At 71.6% G+C, this 19803-nt stretch carries 14 protein-coding genes; 7 read left to right on the top strand and 7 right to left on the bottom strand.

Translation table 11 applies throughout. From position 1 onward, the window contains the following. The first annotated feature begins 9 nt into the window (after positions 1-9). Entirely contained in the window at positions 10-2196 is a 2187-nt protein-coding gene (locus ABZ386_RS11145) for a 3-hydroxyacyl-CoA dehydrogenase NAD-binding domain-containing protein (RefSeq protein WP_358964620.1), read from the top strand. Here ABZ386_RS11145 and ABZ386_RS11150 read toward each other — a convergent pair. Continuing rightward, complete coding sequence (locus tag ABZ386_RS11150) at positions 2182-2898, bottom strand: MerR family transcriptional regulator (RefSeq protein ID WP_358964621.1); 717 nt, start codon at positions 2896-2898, stop codon at positions 2182-2184. The genes ABZ386_RS11145 and ABZ386_RS11150 overlap by 15 nt on opposite strands. 269 nt (positions 2899-3167) lie before the next feature. Here ABZ386_RS11150 and ABZ386_RS11155 point away from each other — a divergent pair, with 269 nt between their 5' ends. Next, positions 3168-4634 (top strand): amino acid permease, encoded by a 1467-nt coding sequence (locus ABZ386_RS11155; RefSeq protein WP_358964622.1) that lies wholly within the window; start codon positions 3168-3170, stop codon positions 4632-4634. Positions 4635-4670: 36 nt separating this feature from the next. Here the strand turns inward: ABZ386_RS11155 and ABZ386_RS11160 are convergent, their stop codons facing one another. After that, positions 4671-5558 (bottom strand): arginase family protein, encoded by an 888-nt coding sequence (locus ABZ386_RS11160; protein WP_358964623.1) that lies wholly within the window; start codon positions 5556-5558, stop codon positions 4671-4673. Positions 5559-5733: 175 nt separating this feature from the next. Further along, positions 5734-7293, bottom strand: coding sequence for a M1 family metallopeptidase (locus tag ABZ386_RS11165; protein ID WP_351333837.1), 1560 nt, complete (start codon positions 7291-7293; stop codon positions 5734-5736). Positions 7294-7493: 200 nt separating this feature from the next. Between ABZ386_RS11165 and ABZ386_RS11170 the strand changes: the two genes are divergently transcribed. The 3 genes from ABZ386_RS11170 to ABZ386_RS11180 all read left to right on the top strand — a co-directional run bounded on the left by ABZ386_RS11170 (position 7494) and on the right by ABZ386_RS11180 (position 12530). Continuing rightward, on the top strand, positions 7494-9449 hold the full coding sequence (locus tag ABZ386_RS11170; protein ID WP_358964624.1) for a Xaa-Pro dipeptidyl-peptidase: 1956 nt from the start codon (positions 7494-7496) through the stop codon (positions 9447-9449). Continuing rightward, positions 9446-10723 carry a M14 family metallocarboxypeptidase gene (locus ABZ386_RS11175; RefSeq protein WP_356616692.1) on the top strand — a complete coding sequence of 426 codons (1278 nt, stop codon included), beginning with the start codon at positions 9446-9448 and terminating at the stop codon, positions 10721-10723. Before ABZ386_RS11170 ends, ABZ386_RS11175 begins: the two co-directional genes overlap by 4 nt. Positions 10724-10805: 82 nt before the next feature. After that, the gene (locus tag ABZ386_RS11180; protein ID WP_355727555.1) at positions 10806-12530 is read left to right on the top strand and encodes a BCCT family transporter; all 1725 of its coding nucleotides are present in this window, start codon (positions 10806-10808) and stop codon (positions 12528-12530) included. Between the two features lie 239 nt (positions 12531-12769). On the opposite strand, the gene ABZ386_RS11185 is transcribed toward ABZ386_RS11180, so the two are convergent. After that, positions 12770-13720 carry an FAD-dependent oxidoreductase gene (locus ABZ386_RS11185; protein WP_358964625.1) on the bottom strand — a complete coding sequence of 317 codons (951 nt, stop codon included), beginning with the start codon at positions 13718-13720 and terminating at the stop codon, positions 12770-12772. A gap of 67 nt (positions 13721-13787) precedes the next feature. On the opposite strand from ABZ386_RS11185, the gene ABZ386_RS11190 reads away from it, so the two are divergent. Further along, positions 13788-14822, top strand: coding sequence for an oxidoreductase (locus tag ABZ386_RS11190; RefSeq protein WP_356616694.1), 1035 nt, complete (start codon positions 13788-13790; stop codon positions 14820-14822). A 13-nt stretch (positions 14823-14835) separates the two neighbouring features. Then, positions 14836-16476 carry an ABC-F family ATP-binding cassette domain-containing protein gene (locus tag ABZ386_RS11195; RefSeq protein WP_358964626.1) on the top strand — a complete coding sequence of 547 codons (1641 nt, stop codon included), beginning with the start codon at positions 14836-14838 and terminating at the stop codon, positions 16474-16476. Here the strand turns inward: ABZ386_RS11195 and ABZ386_RS11200 are convergent. The 3 genes from ABZ386_RS11200 to ABZ386_RS11210 form a co-directional block, all read right to left on the bottom strand. Next, a complete protein-coding gene (locus ABZ386_RS11200) occupies positions 16473-17030 on the bottom strand; it encodes a putative glycolipid-binding domain-containing protein (RefSeq protein ID WP_351333815.1) in 558 nt (185 codons plus the stop codon). The two genes, ABZ386_RS11195 and ABZ386_RS11200, sit on opposite strands and share 4 nt — an antisense overlap. Positions 17031-17159: 129 nt before the next feature. Further along, positions 17160-19550 carry a Tex family protein gene (locus tag ABZ386_RS11205; RefSeq protein ID WP_356501733.1) on the bottom strand — a complete coding sequence of 797 codons (2391 nt, stop codon included), beginning with the start codon at positions 19548-19550 and terminating at the stop codon, positions 17160-17162. 99 nt (positions 19551-19649) lie between these two features. Continuing rightward, positions 19650-19781: an LPFR motif small protein gene (locus ABZ386_RS11210; RefSeq protein WP_252100478.1), complete on the bottom strand. Its 132-nt coding sequence runs from the start codon at positions 19779-19781 to the stop codon at positions 19650-19652. Positions 19782-19803 lie beyond the last annotated feature (22 nt).

Genomic DNA, 19803 nt, shown 5'->3' on the forward strand with positions numbered 1-19803 from the left:
CACCTCCACATGAGCACTGAGTCCACCACCATCCGCTGGGAACAGGACCGCACCGGCCTCGTCACCCTGGTCATCGACGACCCGAACCAGTCCGCGAACACCATGAACCAGGCGTTCCGCGACTCCCTCGCCGCCGTCACCGACCGCCTGGAGGCCGAGAAGGACACCATCCGGGGCGTCATCATCACCTCGGCCAAGAAGACCTTCTTCGCCGGCGGTGACCTGCGCGACCTGATCCGCGTCACGCCCGAGACCGCGCAGGAGCTGTTCGACGGCGGCATGGCGATCAAACGGAACCTGCGCCGCATCGAGACCCTCGGCAAGCCCGTCGTCGCCGCCCTCAACGGCGCTGCCCTGGGCGGCGGTTACGAGATCGCCCTGGCCTGCCACCACCGCGTCGCCCTCGAGGCGCCCGGCTCCAAGATCGGCTGCCCCGAGGTCACCCTCGGCCTGCTGCCCGGAGGCGGCGGCGTCGTGCGTACCGTCCGCCTGCTCGGCATCGCCGACGCCCTGCTGAAGGTCCTCCTCCAGGGCACGCAGTACAGCCCGCGCCGCGCCCTGGAGAACGGCCTCGTCGACGAGGTGGCCGACAGCCAGGAGGACATGCTCGCCAAGGCCCGGGCGTTCATCGACGCCCACCCCGAGTCCCACCAGCCCTGGGACAAGCCGGGCTACCGCATCCCGGGCGGCACGCCGGCCAACCCCAAGTTCGCCGCGAACCTGCCCGCCTTCCCGGCCACCCTGCGCAAGCAGACGAACGGCGCCCCCTACCCGGCCCCGCGCAACATCCTCGCCGCGGCCGTCGAGGGCTCCCAGGTCGACTTCGAGACCGCCCAGGTCATCGAGGCGCGCTACTTCGTGGAACTCGCCGCCGGGCAGACGTCGAAGAACATGATCCAGGCCTTCTTCTTCGACCTCCAGGCCGTCAACTCCGGCGCGAACCGCCCCAAGGGGATCGAGTCGCGCCAGGTCCGCAAGGTCGCCGTCCTCGGCGCCGGGATGATGGGCGCGGGCATCGCCTACTCCTGCGCCCGCGCCGGCATCGACGTCGTCCTGAAGGACGTGTCCCTGGAGGCGGCCGTCAAGGGCAAGGGCTACTCCGAGAAGCTGTGCGCCAAGGCCGTCGCCAAGGGCCGGACGACGCAGGAGAAGGCGGACGCGCTGCTCGCCCGCATCACGCCCACGGCCGAGGTCCAGGACCTGGCCGGCTGCGACGCCGTCATCGAGGCCGTGTTCGAGGACACGTCCCTCAAGCACAAGGTCTTCCAGGAGATCCAGGACGTCGTGGCGCCCGACGCGCTGCTGTGCTCCAACACCTCCACCCTGCCCATCACCGCCCTCGCCGAAGGCGTCGAGCGCCAGGCCGACTTCATCGGGCTGCACTTCTTCTCGCCGGTCGACAAGATGCCGCTCGTCGAGATCATCAAGGGCGAGCGGACGGGCGAGGAGGCCCTCGCCCGCGCCTTCGACCTGGTGCGGCAGATCAACAAGACGCCGATCGTCGTCAACGACTCGCGCGGCTTCTTCACCTCCCGCGTCATCGGCCACTTCATCAACGAGGGCGTCGCCATGGTCGGCGAGGGCGTCGAGCCCGCCTCGGTCGAACAGGCCGCCGCGCAGGCCGGCTACCCGGCCAAGGTGCTGTCCCTGATGGACGAGCTGACGCTGACCCTGCCCCGCAAGATCCGGGCCGAGACGAAGCGGGCGGTGGAGGAGGCCGGCGGCACCTGGACGCCCCACCCCGCCGAGGCCGTCATCGACCGCATGGTCGACGAGTTCGGCCGCACGGGCCGCAGCGGCGGCGCCGGCTTCTACGACTACGACGAGGACGGCAGGCGCGCCGGACTCTGGCCGGGCCTGCGCGAGCACTTCACCAAGCCCGGGTACCGGATCCCGTTCCGGGACATGCAGGAACGCATGCTGTTCTCCGAGGCGCTGGACACCGTCCGGCTGCTGGAGGAGGGCGTGCTGACCTCCGTCGCCGACGCCAACATCGGCTCGATCTTCGGCATCGGCTTCCCCGGCTGGACCGGCGGCGTGCTCCAGTACATCAACGGCTACGAGGGGGGCCTGCCCGGGTTCGTGGCCCGCGCGCGGGAACTCGCCGAGCGCTACGGCGACCGGTTCACGCCGCCCGCGCTGCTGGTGGAGAAGGCGGAGAAGGGGGAGCGGTTCAGCGACTCAGCCCGCGGCTGACCCTTCCGAAGGCCCGGTCAGCCACTCGCCCAGCTCTTCCTTCAACGACCGCTGGAATGCGGTGAGGAGCGCCTGCACCACCAGCGGGTGCATGTGCGCGGACAGGGACCGCACGTCCCGGGCGTCACGCTCCGCCACCTCGCCGCGGAAGAGCTGGGAGAGTTCACGGGCCGCTGCGCGCGTGTGTTCGACGAGAACCGTGCGCGCCGCGGAGATCGCCTCCTGCGAGAGCGGCACGTCCAGCAGGCCGACGCCCAGCCGGAGCAGACCGAGATCGGCCTCGTAGCCGTCCTCCACGGGCCGGACCACGCCCATCGCGACGAGCCGCTCGACGTCCTCCTCGCCGAGCGGCCGTCCGGCCCGCCGCTCCAGCTCCTCCCGCGTGACCGTCCCGACGGCATCCGGTGCCCAGGACGCCACCACGGCCCGGTGGATGGCCAGGTCGTGCGCGCTCAGGTCCGGCGGCAACTGCCGCAGATAACGCTCGATGCCCGCCAGCGTCATGCCCTGCTGCTGCAACTCCTCGATCAGGGCGAGCCGGGCCAGGTGCTCCCGCCCGTAGTGCCCCACGCGCCGGGGACCGAGCACCGGCGGGGGCAGCAGCCCCTTGGTGCCGTAGAAGCGGACCGTACGCACCGTGACACCGGCCCGGGCGGCCAGCTCGTCGATCGTGAGGGTCGGCTGCTCGGTCTCGGTCGTCATGTGCAGCAGTATCGCTGTCTCACCAGTGCTGTGAAACCTCACCGGCACCCCTGGGTGACCGTGCCGTGAACGGTGGACGGCCTCTGTGCGCATCCGAAGTGGACCTTGTGAGAAGTGACGCTCTGTGACGTGGGCCACCGTATGCGACCGGATCCGTGTGGGAAGGTGCTGCCTTGGTCTGTGCCGCGTCACAAGGGTGGTGCGGGCCAACGCACTGTACGGACCCCGGGCCCACGACGTCCGGGGCGATCCAGAGAGTGGAACCACCCGTGAGCAAGGACGCCGTGAACACGGCTGCGGCCACGCCGCGTACCGATGCGGCCCAGGTGCCCGCGGACGCGGGCGACGCCGGCTACAGCAAGGACCTCAAGGCCCGCCACGTCAACATGATCGCCATCGGCGGCGCGATCGGCACCGGACTCTTCCTGGGCGCCGGAGGCCGCCTCCACAACGCGGGCCCGGCCCTGGCGATCGCCTACCTGGTCTGCGGCATCTTCGCCTTCTTCGTGGTCAGGGCCCTCGGCGAGCTGGTGCTCTACCGCCCCTCGTCGGGTTCCTTCGTGTCGTACGCGCGCGAGTTCCTCGGTGAGAAGGGCGCCTACGTCGCCGGCTGGATGTACTTCCTGAACTGGTCGACCACCGGCATCGCCGACATCACCGCGATCGCGCTCTACACGCACTACTGGAGCATGTTCACCGACATCCCGCAGTGGGTGCTCGCGCTGGCCGCCCTCGCGGTGGTGCTGGCCGTGAACCTGATCTCGGTGAAGATCTTCGGCGAGATGGAGTTCTGGTTCGCGATCATCAAGGTCGCCACGCTCGTCGGCTTCATGCTCATCGGCATCTTCCTGCTCGCCACGCAGCACGAGGTGGGCGGCCAGACGCCCGGCGTGAGCGTGATCACGGACAACGGCGGCGTCTTCCCGCACGGCATGATGCCCGTCGTCCTCGTCATGCAGGGCGTGATCTTCGCCTATGCCGCGCTGGAGCTGGTCGGTGTCGCCGCGGGCGAGACCGCCGAGCCGGAGAAGGTCGTGCCGCGCGCGGTGAACTCGATCATGTGGCGGGTCGGCCTGTTCTACGTGGGCTCGGTCGTCCTGCTGGCCCTCCTGCTCCCCGGTTCGGTCTACTCCGCCGACGAGAGCCCCTTCGTCACGGTCCTGTCGAAGATCGGCGTCCCCGCGGCGGGCGACGTGATGAACCTGGTGGTCCTCACGGCCGCCATGTCGTCGCTGAACTCGGGCCTGTACTCCACGGGCCGGATCCTCCGCTCCATGGCGATGGCGGGCTCGGCCCCGAAGTTCACCGCCCGCATGAACCGCAGCCAGGTCCCCTACGGCGGCATCCTGCTGACCTGCGCGGTGTGCGTGCTCGGCGTCGGCCTGAACTACCTGGTGCCGGCCCAGGCCTTCGAGATCGTGCTGAACGTGGCCTCCCTCGGCATCATCAGCACCTGGGTGATCATCATGATCTGCCACCTGGTCTTCGTCCGCCGCGCCAAGGCGGGCCTGGTCGCCCGGCCCTCCTTCCGCCTGCCCGGCAGCCCGGTCGCGGAGATCACCACGATCGCCTTCCTGCTGGCCTGCCTCGGCATGATGTGGAACGACCCCGAGGTCGGCCGCAAGACGCTCCTGCTCATCCCGCTGATCGCGGTCATGCTGGTCGCGGGCTGGTTCGGCGTCCGCCGCCGGGTGTCGCAGACGGCGGACCAGGAGCTGTCACGGCTGACGAAGTAGCGGCCCGGGGCCACGGCCGGTGGCCCCACCGCGGGCTCAGTCCCCGCGGTCGAAGGCCCCGGCCAGGCAGTCGGCGAGGCGCCGCGTGATCGTGCCGTCGGGGTCCAGGCGGGGGTTGAAGATCGCCACGTCGAGGCCGACGGCCCCGCCGTCGGACAGAGCCGTGCGCAGGACGGTCTCCAGCTCCTGCCAGGTCAGGCCGTCCGGCTGCCGGTAGTCGACGGCGGGCATGAGCGCGTCGTCCAGGACGTCGACGTCGAGGTGGATCCAGTACCCGGCGCCCGCGCCGTCCCCGGTCAGCAGCCCGACCGCGCGCCGGGCCGCCTCGGTCGCGCCCAGGGCCCGGACGGTGTGCAGTTCCATCGCGTGCAGCGCCTCCGGCAGCGGCTGCATGCCGTACGCCGCGGACTCCTCCGCGTCCCGGAACCCCAGGGCGACGACGTCCTCGTCCCGCACGAGCGGGCCCCGGCCCTCCAGGTCGGCCAGCACGCGCGGCCCGCGCCCGGTGGCCAGGGCGAGTTCCATGGAGGCCACCTCCCCGGCCGGCTCCGCCGAGGGCTGGTAGAAGTCGGTGTGCCCGTCGAGGAACAGCAGACCGTGCCGGTCCCGGCGGCGCAGCGCGAGCAGGTTGCCGAGCAGCACACTGCAGTCGCCGCCGAGCACGACGGGGAACCGGCCGTCGTCGAGGACACCGCCCACGGCGTCGGCCAGGGCGGCGGAGTAGGCGGCGATACCGCCCGGGTTGAGGACCCCGGTGTCCGGGTCGCGCTCCGGGTCGTACGGGGGCGGCTCGACCCGGCCCGCGACCTCCGCGTCGAGCGCCTCGGCCAGCCCGGCCCCGAGCAGCGCCTCCGGTAGCTCCTCCACGCCGGTCGGCCGCAGCCCGAGCATGGACGGTGCCTCGATGATCGCCACGTTCCGCACGTCCGGCTCCTCCGTCGGCCGCCTGTCCACGCCGCCGGGCCCATACGCCGGTGCGTATGGGCCCACCGTAAGCCGCGCGGCGGCGTTCAGCAGGCCGGGCTACCGCCCGACCGGGCGGGGTGCGTGAGGCGACACCGTCCTACGCGCCCCCGGGCGCCGACCGGGACGGACCGTCTCAGTGCTCATGCCCCTCGTGGTCATGCCCCTCGTGCTCATGCCCCTCGTGTCCACGCTCCCCGTGCCCGTGCACCCCGTTGGTCGCCGCGATCTTCTTCCATGACTTCGGCTGCGGCACCGTCCCCTGCTCCCCGGCCTTCGCCACCGCCGCGGCCCGAGCCGCCGGCGCCCCCGGCTTCGACGGCTGGAACAACCACGTGTCGAACAGGGCGGCCAGGGGCTTGCCGGAGACCTCCTCGGCGTACCGCTGGAAGTCGGCGACCGACGCGTTGCCGTGGGCGTACTTCTGGGGCCAGCCCTTGAGGACGGCGAAGAACGCCTCGTCGCCGATCTCGTTCCGCAGCGCCTGCACCGCCAAGGCGCCCCGGTCGTAGACCGCGATGTGGAACTGGTTGTCAGGGCCCGGATCGCCGGGCTTCACCGTCCAGAACGGGTCGTCGGCGGGGTGCGAGGCGTACACGTAGTCGGCGAGTTCCTGCGCCGTGCCCTCGCCCTCGTGCTCGGACCACAGCCACTGCGCGTACCGCGCGAACCCCTCGTTGATCCAGATGTCCTTCCAGCGCTTCAGGGACACCTCGTCCCCGTACCACTGGTGGGCCAGCTCGTGGACGACGAGGGACACGTTCGACCCGTTCGCGAACTGCCGCGGGCTGTAGAACGGCCGGGTCTGGGTCTCCAGCGCGTACCCGGTCGTTGTGTTCGGCACGTATCCGCCGAGCGCGTTGTAGGGGTACGGCCCGAAGTACTCGCTCAGCCAGTCCACGATCTCCCCGCTGCGCTCGATGCTCGCGCGGGCCGCGCCGGCGTGGTCGCCCAGGTCCTTGCTGTAGGCGTTGACGACCGGGATGCCGCTCTCGGTCCTGCCGGTCGTGATGTCGAACTTACCCACCGCCAGCGTGGCCAGGTAGGTGGTCTGCGGCTTGTTGGAGCGCCAGTTCCACCGGGTCCAGCCGAGCCGTGAACTCGTCGACTGGAGCGTGCCGTTGGAGATCGCCTGGGTGCCGTCCGGGACCAGCACGGACACGTCGTAGGTGGCCTTGTCGAGCGGGTGGTCGTTGCTGGGGAACCACCACGCCGCGGCCTCCGGCTCGTTCGCCGCGACGCCGCCGTCCGGGGTGCGGTGCCAGCTGGTGAAGCCGTAGGCCTGCTTCGAGGACGGCACCCCGCGGTAGCGCACGACGACCGTGATCGGCGTGCCCTTGGCCAGCGGCGTCTTCGGCGTCACCTCCAGCTCGTGCTCGCCCGAGGTCGTGAACGACGCCTCGGCCCCGTTCACGCGCACCTCGCTGACGTCCAGCAGGAAGTCCAGGTTGAAGCTGGACAGGTCCTGCGTGGTGCGGGCCACCAGGGTCGCCGTGCCCTCCAGCTCGTCCGTCGCCGGCTGATACTTCAGCCTCAGGTCGTAGTGGGAGACGTCGTATCCGCCGTTGCCGTAGGCCGGGTAGTAGGGGTCGCCGATACCCGGCGCGCCAGGGGAGTGGGGAGCGGCCGATGCCGGGATCGCCAGCAGGAGGACGGCCGCTGCCAGGGCTCCCGGCGCGATGATTCTGCGGTGCACGCAAGGCTCCAAGTCGTAGGTGCCGAAGTCTGTCCGGAGCCTATTCACTCCCTGTGTCTCTGGTCATGTCCATGGCCCCTGCTGTCACACGATCGCCATTCGGCCGACATGAGACTCCCGGCCCCTCAGCCGATTCAGGACACGCCGGTCCGTCAGTTGCCCTCTTCTGAACAGGAGTTCACCGATGTAGCGTCCGGCGCATGCCGAAACGCACGCGCTTCACGACCTGGAGACCGCTCGCGACGGCGGCCACGGCCGCCCTGATGGCCACCCTGCTCACCCCGGTGGCCGCACAGGCCGCACCACGCGGGAGCGAACCCGTCTACTCGTACGAGAAGGCCATCCGCGAGGCCGTCTGGGTGGACACCGGACTCGACGGTGACGGCGACGGAAAGGCCGACCGGGTCGCCGTCGACATCGTCCGCCCCCGCGAACCCGCCCGCCAGGGCCGGAAGATCCCCGTCATCATGGACGCCAGCCCGTACTACTCCTGCTGCGGGCGCGGCAACGAGAGCCAGAAGAAGACGTACGACGCGAACGGCGACGTCGTCCAGATGCCGCTGTTCTACGACAACTACTTCGTGCCGCGCGGCTACGCCTTCGTCGGCGTCGACCTGGCCGGAACCAATCGCTCGGACGGCTGCGTCGACGTCGGCGGCCGCTCCGACATCCAGTCCGCGAAGGCCGTCGTCGACTGGCTGAACGGCCGCGCCAAGGCCTACACCACCCGCACCGGCACCACCCGCGCCCAGGCCGGCTGGACCAACGGCCGCACCGGCATGATCGGCAAGAGCTGGGACGGCACCATCGCCAACGGCGTCGCCGCCACCGGCGTCAAGGGCCTGGAGACCATCGTCCCCATCAGCGCCATCTCCTCCTGGTACGACTACTACTTCCAGCAGGGCGCCCCGCTCTACGACTCCGGCCCCGACTGGCTCTCGAACTACGTCAACAGCCCCGACGCCCGCGCCCAGTGCGGTCCCGTCCAGCACAAGCTCGTCGACGGCGCCCCGCGCACCGGCGACTGGACCCCGCTGTGGACCGAGCGCGACTACGTGAAGGCCGCGCGCAAGGTCCGGGCCAGCGTCTTCCTGATCCACGGCATGCAGGACCTCAACGTCCGCATGAAGCACGTCGGCCAGTGGTGGGACGCCCTCGCGAAGAACGGCGTCGAACGCAAGATCTGGCTCTCCCAGACCGGCCACGTCGACCCCTTCGACTTCCGGCGCGCGGAATGGGTCGACACCCTGCACCGCTGGTTCGACCACGAACTCATGGGCTACGACAACGGCATCGACCGCGAGCCCATGGCCGACATCGAACGCCGGCCCGACCAGTGGGACACCTCCCGGACCTGGCCGCCCAGCGGCACCCGCGCCGCCACCCTGCGCCCCGACCGGGGCACCCAGGCCGGCGTCGGCACCCTCGGCCTGCACCGCGGCCACGGCACCGAGACCTTCACCGACGACCCGGCGCGCAGCGAGACCGACTGGGCCGCGCAGATCGACACGTCGACAGCGGAGAAGGCCGGGTTCGTCACCGGGCCGCTCACCCGCGACCTGCGCCTGTCCGGCTCCTCCGAGGTCACCGTCACCGCCACGCCCTCCACCCCGACGGCCCACCTCTCCGCCGTCCTCGTGGACGTCGGCCCCACCACCATCCGCGACTACGCCGACGCCGACGAAGGCATCACCACCCTCCCCGACCGCACCTGCTGGGGCCCGAGCACCCCCGGCGACAGCTCCTGCTTCAAGGAGACGAAGGCGAAGACCGCCGACGTCGACTACACGGTCGTCAGCCGCGGCTGGGCCGACCTCGGCAACCACGCCTCGGACCTCAAGGGCGCCCCGCTCACCCCGGGCAAGCGGTACACGATCACCCTCGACCTGGCGGCCACCGACCACGTCGTGCCCAAGGGCCACCGCCTGGCACTGATCGTCGCGGGCACCGACAAGGACCTCATCGACCCTCCCGCCGACCGCCCGAAGCTCACGCTCGACCTCTCCCGCACCTCGGCGCGGGTGCCGTTCGTCGGCGGCGCCACCGCCTTCGCGCGCGCCACCGCGGGCGCCGCGTACGCCACGCCCGACGCCGGCATCCTGGACGGCGTACGGGAACCGCGCACGACTCACCGCGTCCCGGAGGGAAGCCGGTGATCCGCGTCCGCGCTCTGATCCTGGCCGCCGCCGCGCTCGCCGGATCCCTGGTCGCCGTCCCGGCGCGGGCCACGACCACCGGCCCGCCGCCCCGCACCGGCTTCGAGGAGAGCGACGGCGCCCGCTGGACCACCCAGCCCGAGGAACAGGACTTCCTCAAGGCCGTCGACCGGTCGAGCAGCCGCGTCTCCCTGACCCGTATCGGCACGACGAAGCAGGGCCGGCAGCTCCAGCTCGTCCGGATCGGCACCCGGCCGAACACCGGCACGGTGCTGCTCGTCTGCACCCAGCACGGCGACGAGCCCTCCGGCCGCGAGGCATGCCTGACCACGATCCGCGACCTCGCCCACGCCCGCGACAGCCGCACCCGGCGTTTCCTGGACCGCACCACGGTCCTCGTCGTGCCCACCGCCAACCCCGACGGCCGGGCGGCGAACACGCGCGGCAACAGCGACGGCGTCGACATCAACCGCGACCACCTCGCCCTGCGGACCGCGGAGGGCCGCGCCCTCGCCGCCGTCCTTCGCGACCACCGGCCCGACATCGTCTACGACCTGCACGAGTACGGCGCCACACCCCCGTACTACGACAAGGCCCTGTTCGACCTCTGGCCGCGCAACCTCAACACGCACGACGCGGTCCACGAGGAGGCGCGGACGCTGTCCGAGGCGTACGTCCGGCCGGCCGCGCACCGGGCCGGCCACTCGACCGGCACCTACGGCATCTGGACCGACCCGGTCACCGGCGAGCCGGTCAAACAGGTCGCCGGAGACGGACAAGAGCGCATTTTGCGCAATATGTCCGGTGTGAAACACTCCGTCGGCCTGCTCATCGAGAGCCGCGTCGACCCGCTCACCGACGCCGAGAAGGCGGACGAGGCACTGAACAACCGGCGCCGGGTGAGTTCCCAACTGGCCGCTCTGAAGGGTTTGTTCGGCTACGCCGATGAGCGCCGCGGCAAGATCGAGGCGGCCACGGACCGGGCCCGGCTCACCGGGTACGCCGCCACCGGCCCGGTCTACGTCGGCGGCGCCGACAACGACCCGCCCGAACCGGCGGAAACCATCACGAACCCACCCTGCGGCTACCGGCTCACGGCCGCCCAGTACGCCGAGGTGGGCGACGAACTCGCCCTGCACGGCGTGCGCGTACGCAAGGACGCCGAGGGCGTGCTCGTCCCCGTGCGCCAGTCCCTGCGGGCGCTCGTCCCCCTGCTGCTCGACGACCGGGCCGAGTACCACCTCACAGGAGGTGCACACGAAACCACGTGCTGAGGGGGGTGAAAATCCGCCACACGTGGTAGCAGCGTTACGAGGAATCGATCCTTCTCGCAGTCCCCGATGAAAGGTGCCGCCTGTGACGCAAGAACGACCAAGCGACAAGGACTCCCCCGAGGGAGCCGCGCTGCCGGGGTCGGAAGCGGGCCTGCCGGGCCAGACCCGGCCGCAGACCGACCGCATCGTCTTCGGCGTCACAGCGGTGCTCACCCTCGCCTTCGTGGTCTGGGGCGCCGCGGCGACCGACTCGCTCGAAGACGTCTCCACCAGCATGCTCAGCGGTCTGATGCACAACGGCGGCTGGGCGTTCATGCTCGCCGCCTCCGGCTTCGTCGTCTTCGCTCTGTGGCTCGCGATCAGCCGCTACGGCCGTATCCACCTGGGCGCGGAGGGCGAGGAGCCGGAGTTCCGCACGGTCTCCTGGGTCGCCATGATGTTCAGCGCCGGCATGGGCATCGGCCTGATGTTCTACGGCGTGAGCGAGCCGCTGTCGCACTACGGCGCGCCCCCGCCGGGTACGAACCCGGCCGACTCCGGCGATCGCATGGAGACGGCCATGGCCACCACCCTGTTCCACTGGACGCTCCACCCCTGGGCGATCTACGCCGTGGTGGGCCTCGCCATCGCCTACAGCACCTTCCGCAGGCGGCGCCGGCAGACCATCAGCGCCGTGTTCACCCCGCTCATCGGCAAGAAGAACGCGAACGGCGCCGCCGGCCGGGTCATCGACATCCTCGCGATCGTCGCGACCGTCTTCGGGTCCGCCGCCTCTCTGGGGCTCGGCGCGCTGCAGATCGGCTCCGGTGTGCAGGAGCTGAACTGGATGGACAAGGTGAGCACCGGGCTGCTCGTCGCGATCATCGCGGTGCTGACCCTGGCCTTCGTCGCGTCCGCGGTGTCGGGCGTGGAGAAGGGCATCCAGTGGCTGTCCAACACCAACATGGTGCTGGCGCTGGTGCTCGCCCTGTTCGTGTTCGTCGCGGGCCCGACCATCATCGTGCTCGACCTGCTGCCCACGTCCGTCTTCGCCTACCTCGGCGACCTGCCCCAGCTGGCCGGGCGCACCGAGGCCAGCGGCGGCAAGGGTGTCGCGGACTGGCTGGGCAGCTGGACCGTCTTCTACTGGGCGTGGTGGATCTCCTGGACGCCCTTCGTCGGCATGTTCATCGCCCGGATCAGCCGGGGCCGCACCATCCGGCAGTTCGTCGGCGGTGTCATCCTCGTGCCCAGCACGGTCAGCCTGATCTGGTTCGCGATCTTCGGCGGCTCGGCGATGAAGATGCAGGAGCAGGGGCGGCTCGGCAAGGAGGCGACCCCGGAGGGCCAGCTCTTCGGCGTGCTCCAGCAGTTCCCGATCGCCACCGTGACCAGCCTGCTCGTGATGGTCCTGGTCGGCATCTTCTTCGTCTCGGGCGCGGACGCGGCCTCGATCGTGATGGGCACGCTGTCGCAGAAGGGCGCGCTCGAACCGGGCCGGCTGGTCGTGGTGTTCTGGGGCGTGGTCACCGGCGCGGTCGCCGCGATCATGCTCATGGTGGGCAGCGGGCAGGGCGACGCCCTGACGGGCCTGCAGAACCTCACGATCCTCGCGGCGGCGCCGTTCGTCGTCGTGATGACCTTCATGTGCGTCGCCCTCATGCGCGACCTGCGCCGCGACCCGGTCATCGTGCGCGAGCAGATGGGCTCCGAGGCCGTCGAACTGGCCGTCATCGAGGGCCACAAGAAGTACGACGGCGAGTTCCAGTTCCGCGTGGGCCCGGGCCGCGGCCCGGACGTGGAAGGCGACCCGATCGGCAAACACTGACGGAGAGGACGGAGAGGACGGAGAGGACGGAGAGGACTGGAGGCGACCGGAGACGATCGAGCGACCCGGGCGCCTTCAGCCGGGTCGCCCGGTCCTGGCGGCCCGGCCCCGGTCGCCCTCGGCCGACGGGAACCACAGCCGATGACCGGCCGGGCCACGCCTCCCGCACTCAGCCGGTGACCAGCCGGTCCGCTTCGTCTGTGCTCAGCCGGTGACCAGCCGGTCCGCTTCGTCTGTGCTCAGCCGGTGACCAGCCGGGCCGCCTCCTCCGCGCAGCCCCACGCCACCGTCACGCCCCCGCCGCCATGGCCGTAGTTGTGGACCAGCAGCCGTCCGTCCGGCAGGGCTTCGCGTTCCAGGCGGACCGCCGGCCGGGTCGGCCGCAGCCCGACCCGGTGCTCCAGCACCCGCGCCCCGGCCACCTCCGGCCGCAGCGCCGCGCAGCGCCGGACGATCGCCTCGGCCGTCGCGGGGTCGGGCTCCAGGGACCACGCGTCCTCCTCGGTCGTACCGCCGAGGACGAGCCCGCCCGGCTGCGGGAACATGTACGTGTGTTCCCCGGCCTCGTCCGCGGCGACCAGCCAGGTGTCGATCCCGGGGTTCTCCACCACGACCAACTGCCCGCGCACGGGCCGTACGGACGGATCCGGCACCAGCTCCCGCGCGGCGAGCCCCGTGCAGTTGACCACCACGGGCGCGTCGGCCTCCGTCAGGGAGGTCACCGTACGCGTCTCGACGACCCCGCCCGCCGCGACGAACCGCTCCCGCAGCCACGGCAGATGAGCCGGCATGTCGATGAGCGGCAGCCGCGCGCGGATGCCCGTCCCCGGGCCCTCGCCGGCCGTGGCCGCCCGCAGCCCCGGCACCCGCCCCGCCAGCCACCCGTCGACCTCGTCGAGCCGGGTGTCACCCATTACCCCTTCGACCATGCGTACGCCGGCCGGCTCGCTCCCCGCCGCCAGCTCCTCGTACACCTCCAGCGACCGCAGCGCCCAGGTACGCGCCAGCGCGACCGGCTCGATCCGGTACGGCCACCACAGCGCACCGGCAACGGCGGAGGTGGTCGCCTCGACGGCGTCCCGCGTCCAGACCCGCACCCGGCGCCCGCTCTCGGCGAGAACGACGCCGGTCGTCAGCCCCACGACCCCGCCACCGACCACCACGATCTCGTCACTCAGCTCACGTGCCATGGCCCGGACCGTAGCGGAATGTGTCATGCCGTGCTCACATCACGCGCAGTGTGGGGATACTCACAGCATGTGTGCCGCGTACACGACCTTCGGCCTGGCACCCGCGATGCGGGCCGGCGGAGTCCTCACCGACGGTGGCTACCAGGTCCACCGGGACTTCGTCGACTTCATCGTCGACGGGCGCCCGCTGCTGTTCCGGCTCTCCGACCTCGACGCGGTCTCCCCGCTCGCCGCCGACGTACCGCCCGCCATCTTCACCGCGCAGGTCCGCAGCCTGCTCCTGGAGAGCCCGGCGCCGCTGCCCGGCGGCCGGTACGTCGTCTACGGCTGCCCCGAGTGCGAGGACCTGGCCTGCGGGGCCGTCACCGCGGTCATCCTGCGGGACGGCGAGGACTTCGTCTGGCGGGACTTCGCCTGGCAGACCGACGACCACGCCGACCTGGAGCGCAACGGCTACCACGGCATCGGCCCCTTCCGCTTCCGCGGCGCCGAGTACCGGGCGGCCCTCAGCGCCCTGCTCAACGGCTCCGCCCCCGACACCCGCCCCCGCGTCCTGCTGATCGGCGCCCGCGTCGCCGTCCTGGCCAAGCTCGCCGCGGCGTTACGCACCATCGGCGTCGGCGCCGACATCGCCCACGACGCCGACGGAGTGCCCGCCGACGAACTGCGCGGCTACGGCGCCGTCGCCTTCGGCCGGGGGATCGCCGAGCAGGAACGTGCCGCCGTCCGCCGCGCCTTCGAACGCGCCCGGGTCCCGGTCGCCTACGTCGACGGCCTCGCCCCGATCGTGCCGCTCCTCGTCGCCCAGATCGAACACGCCCTGGACCGCAGCCCGGCCGGACAACGCCGCCTCACCGCCCTGACCGCCACCGACGGCGGAGCCGACGTCGAGGTCACCTCCGCCTGCCGGGTCACCCTCACCGCCTACCGCCTCGACCGGCTCTCCCGCACCCACGCCCACGAACTCTTCGACGGCGTCCTGGAACCCGGCCGCCACCGCATCGCCCTGGACACCAAGGCCGTCAAGGGGCAGTCCTTCCTCGTGGCCCGCACCTCCGGAAGTGTCCTGGTGACCGCCGTCGCCCAGGGAGCGGCCCACTAGGATCGGCGCTCTGATGACTGCCACCCTCGTCGCCAAGAACCTCGCCGCCGGCCACGGCGACCGCTCCCTGTTCACCGGGCTCGACCTCGTCGTCGCGCCCGGCGACGTGATCGGCCTGGTCGGAGCCAACGGCGCGGGCAAGTCCACCCTGCTGCGAATGCTCGCCGGACTCACCGCGCCCGAGCAGGGCGAACTGCGCCTGTCCCCGCCGGCCGCCACCGTCGGCCACCTCCCGCAGGAGCCGGAGCGCCGGCCGGGAGAGACCGTACGGGCGTTCCTCGCCCGCCGCACGGGCGTCGCCGAGGCCCAGCGGCTCATGGACGAGGCGACCCAGGCCCTGGTCGACGGAACCCCCGGCGCCGACGACGCCTACGCCACGAGCCTGGAGCGCTGGCTCGGCCTCGGCGGCGCCGACCTCGACGAACGGGCCGAGGAGGTCGCCGACTCCCTCGGCCTCGCGGTGGGCCTGGACCAGCCGATGACGTCCCTGTCCGGCGGCCAGGCCGCCCGCGCCGGCCTCGCCTCCCTGCTGCTGTCCCGCTACGACGTCTTCCTCCTGGACGAGCCGACCAACGACCTCGACCTGGACGGCCTGGAGCGCCTCGAACGCTTCGTGAGCGGCCTGCGCGCCGGCACGGTCGTCGTCAGCCACGACCGCGAGTTCCTCACCCGCACCGTCACCAAGGTCCTCGAACTCGACCTCGCCCAGCAGCAGATCACCCTCTACGGCGGCGGCTACGAGGCGTACCTGGAGGAGCGGGACGTCGCCCGCCGGCACGCCCGCGACGAGTACGAGGAGTACGCCGACAAGAAGGCGGCCCTCCAGGACCGCGCGCAGATGCAGCGCTCCTGGATGGACAAGGGCGTGAAGAACGCGCGCCGCAAGGCGGGCGGCGACAATGACAAGATCGGCCGCAAGTTCCGCAGCGAGGCCAGCGAGAAGCAGGCCGCGAAGGCCCGCCAGACCCAGCGCATGATCGAGCGCCTCGACGTCGTCGAGGAGCCCCGCAAGGAGTGGGAACTGCGCATGGAGATCGCGTCGGCCCCGCGCTCGGGCGCCGTCGTCGCGACCCTGCGCGATGCCGAGGTGCGCCGCGGCGGCTTCGTCCTCGGCCCGGTCTCCCTCCAGATCGACTGGGCGGACCGGGTGGCGGTGACCGGCGCGAACGGCGCGGGCAAGTCCACGCTGCTCGCCGCCCTGCTCGGCCGCGTCCCGCTCGACGCCGGGCACGCCGCGCTCGGCTCGGGCGTCCTGCTCGGCGAGGTCGACCAGGCCCGCAAGCTGTTCCACGGCGAGGAGTCCCTGCTCGACGCGTTCCGCGCGGCCGTCCCCGACACCGAGCCGGTCGAGGTGCGCACCCTCCTGGCCAAGTTCGGCCTCAAGACGGACCACGTCCTGCGCCCCGCGGCGACCCTCTCCCCGGGCGAGCGCACCAGAGCGGCCCTGGCGCTGCTCCAGGGCCGGGGCGTCAACCTCCTGGTCCTCGACGAGCCCACCAACCACCTCGACCTGCCCGCCATCGAACAGCTGGAGTCGGCCCTCGACGCCTACGAGGGCACCCTCCTGCTGGTCACCCACGACCGCCGCATGCTGGACGCCGTGCACGTGACGCGTCGCCTGGAGGTGGCGGACGGCAAGGTGACCGAGCGCTAGACAGCCGCCAGACGCCTGGCGAGGGAGGGGTAGTCGACGACGAACCCCTCCCCGTCGAACTCCAGGTCGCTGTGGAAGTCACCGGAGGCGTACCGGACCCGCCCGGGCCGGAGATGCGTGTACGTCTGCCACGACGGCCGCACCGTCAGGTCCGGCACGGACACCCAGGCCATCAGCAATTCCACCTCGCCCGGCCCGCGATGCAGCCCGTGCCGCAGCACCGGCATGCTGTTGGTCAGCGGAGACAGCCCGAGATCGCAGTCGAGGGCTCCGTCGACGGCCGGCAGCCGCTCGCCGTCCACGGTCCATGCGCCTCCGCCGTCGTGCCGCAGATCCAGCGTGCGGCTGCCGGCGCCGGACTCGACCGTCACGCGCAGCCGACGGGTGACCAACCCGTCGCCCGTGTCGAGGTCGTACGTGACCCAGTAGGGCTCCGGATCGGTCCCGACGGCCCGCCCGCGCGCCCGCAGCACACCGTCGCCCACCTGGGCCCAGGCGGTCTCGAATCCCCGGCTGGCGGACACTTCCCAGGTGAGGACACGTGACGTAGACATATCGCCCACTTTAGTTCTGAAGGGGAGCGAAGCTCCCCTTTCAGGGACGCGGGGCTTGGTCGATGTGCGGCTACCGCCGCGTGGGCGCGACCAGCCACGACGGACTCGCAGCTCCCTCCAGCCGAACCGTCAACGCTTGCCGTTCTTGGGATCGACCAGGCCCGCGCGGCGCAACGCGTCCGCCATCGCACCGTTGGCGGGCGGAGGCGCCTGCCGCGAACCGCCGCGACCGGCGCCGCCGGCACGGCCACCCTGCCGCTGCTGCGGCGGCCTCCCACCCCGCTGCCGGCGCTCGCCGGAGCCGTCGCCGCCCTGCGGGGCCGCCTCGTCGTCCAGCCGCAGCGTCAGCGAGATCCGCTTGCGCGGGATGTCGACGTCGAGGACCTTCACCTTGACGATGTCGCCGGGCTTGACCACGTCCCGCGGGTCCTTGACGAACGTCTTCGACATCGCGGACACGTGCACCAGTCCGTCCTGGTGGACACCGACGTCCACGAACGCCCCGAACGCGGCCACGTTCGTCACGACCCCCTCCAGGACCATCCCGGACGACAGGTCGGAGATCTTCTCGACGCCCTCCTTGAAGGCGGCCGTCTTGAAGGCCGGACGCGGGTCGCGACCGGGCTTCTCCAGCTCCTTGAGGATGTCGGTGACGGTCGGCAGACCGAAGGTCTCGTCCACGAACTCCTGCGGCTTCAGCGAACGCAGCACCGCCGTGTTGCCGATGAGGCCGGCGACCTCCTGCCCGGCGGTCTTCACCATGCGCCGGACCACCGGGTACGCCTCCGGGTGCACACTGGACGCGTCCAGCGGGTCGTCACCGCCGCGGATCCGCAGGAAGCCCGCGCACTGCTCGTAAGCCTTCGGGCCGAGGCGCGCCACCTTCTTCAGCTCGCTGCGGGACTTGAACGGCCCGTTCGCGTCCCGGTGCGCCACGATGTTCTCGGCGAGCCCGGAGGTGATGCCGGAGACCCGGGCGAGCAGCGGCGCCGACGCCGTGTTGACGTCCACGCCCACGCCGTTCACACAGTCCTCCACCACGGCGTCCAGCGAGCGCGACAGCTTCACCTCGGACAGGTCGTGCTGGTACTGGCCGACGCCGATCGACTTCGGGTCGATCTTCACCAGCTCGGCCAGCGGGTCCTGGAGGCGGCGGGCGATCGACACGGCGCCGCGCAGCGACACGTCCATGTCGGGCAGCTCCTGCGAGGCGAACGCGGACGCCGAGTACACCGACGCGCCGGCCTCGGACACCATCACCTTCGTGAGGTTCAACTCCGGGTGCTTGGCGATCAGTTCCCCGGCGAGCTTGTCGGTCTCGCGCGAGGCCGTGCCGTTGCCGATGGCGATCAGCTCGACCGCGTGCTCCTTCGCCAGCCGGGCCAGCTTGGCGATGGCCTCGTCCCACCGGTTGGCCGGGACGTGCGGGTGGATGACGTCCGTGGCGACGACCTTGCCGGTCGCGTCCACCACGGCGACCTTCACGCCCGTACGGAAACCGGGGTCCAGGCCGAGCGTCGCGCGCGTGCCCGCCGGGGCGGCGAGCAGCAGGTCGCGCAGGTTCGCCGCGAAGACCCGCACCGCCTCGTCCTCGGCGGCCGTGCGCAGCCGCAGCCTGAGGTCGATGCCCAGGTGGACGAGGATGCGGGTGCGCCACGCCCAGCGGACCGTGTCGGTCAGCCACTTGTCGGCGGGGCGGCCCCGGTCGGCGATCCCGAACCGGTTGGCGACGATCCCCTCGTACGACGACGGGCCGTCCGTCGGCTCCTCGGGCTCCAGGACGAGGTCGAGGACCTCCTCCTTCTCGCCGCGCAGCATCGCGAGGACGCGGTGCGAGGGCAGCTCCGTGAACGGCTCGGCGAAGTCGAAGTAGTCGGCGAACTTGGCGCCCGCCTCCTCCTTGCCCTCCCGCACCTTGGCGGCCAGCCGCCCGCGCACCCACATGCGCTCACGCAGCTCGCCGATCAGGTCGGCGTCCTCCGCGAACCGCTCGGTGAGAATCGCCCGGGCGCCGTCGAGGGCGGCCTGCGGATCGGCCACGCCCTTGTCCGCGTCGACGAACGCTGCGGCCGCGGCGAGGGGCTCGACACCCGGATCGGCGAGCAGCCCCTCCGCCAGCGGCTCCAGACCCGCCTCGCGCGCGATCTGCGCCTTCGTGCGCCGCTTGGGCTTGTACGGGAGGTAGATGTCCTCCAGACGCGCCTTCGTCTCGGCGCCCCGGATCCGCGCCTGAAGCTCGTCGGTGAGCTTGCCCTGCTCGCGCACCGACTCCAGGATCGCGGCGCGCCGCTCCTCCAGCTCCCGCAGGTAGCGCAGCCGCTCCTCGACCGTGCGCAGCTGCGCGTCGTCGAGCATCTCGGTCGCTTCCTTGCGGTAGCGGGCGATGAAGGGCACCGTAGAACCGCCGTCGAGCAGTTCCACGGCAGCCCTGACCTGCCGCTCCCGTACGCCGAGCTCCTCGGCGATCCTGCCTTCGATGGACCCTACGCTGATGGACCCGTTGGACCCGGGTGTCGTCACGATCCCGTACCGCCTTCTCCACTGAGGTTGCGCGGCAATTGTGGCAGGTGACACCGACACTCGGGGATCAGGGCGGCACGCGGCAGGTCGGCGGCCGGGTCAGGCCCTGCGGCTGCGGGTGGAGGACGAGGCCCCGCCGAAGAGCCGGGCCAGGGCCCGGAAAGGCAGCGTCACGACGGTGGCGATGGCCCCGCCGATCTGGCGCAGCACGTCTGCGATAGCACGGAACACGTAATTCCCCTTTCCTCTCCCG

The organism is Streptomyces sp. NPDC006140, assembly GCF_040628815.1.
GTDB lineage: Bacteria > Actinomycetota > Actinomycetes > Streptomycetales > Streptomycetaceae > Streptomyces.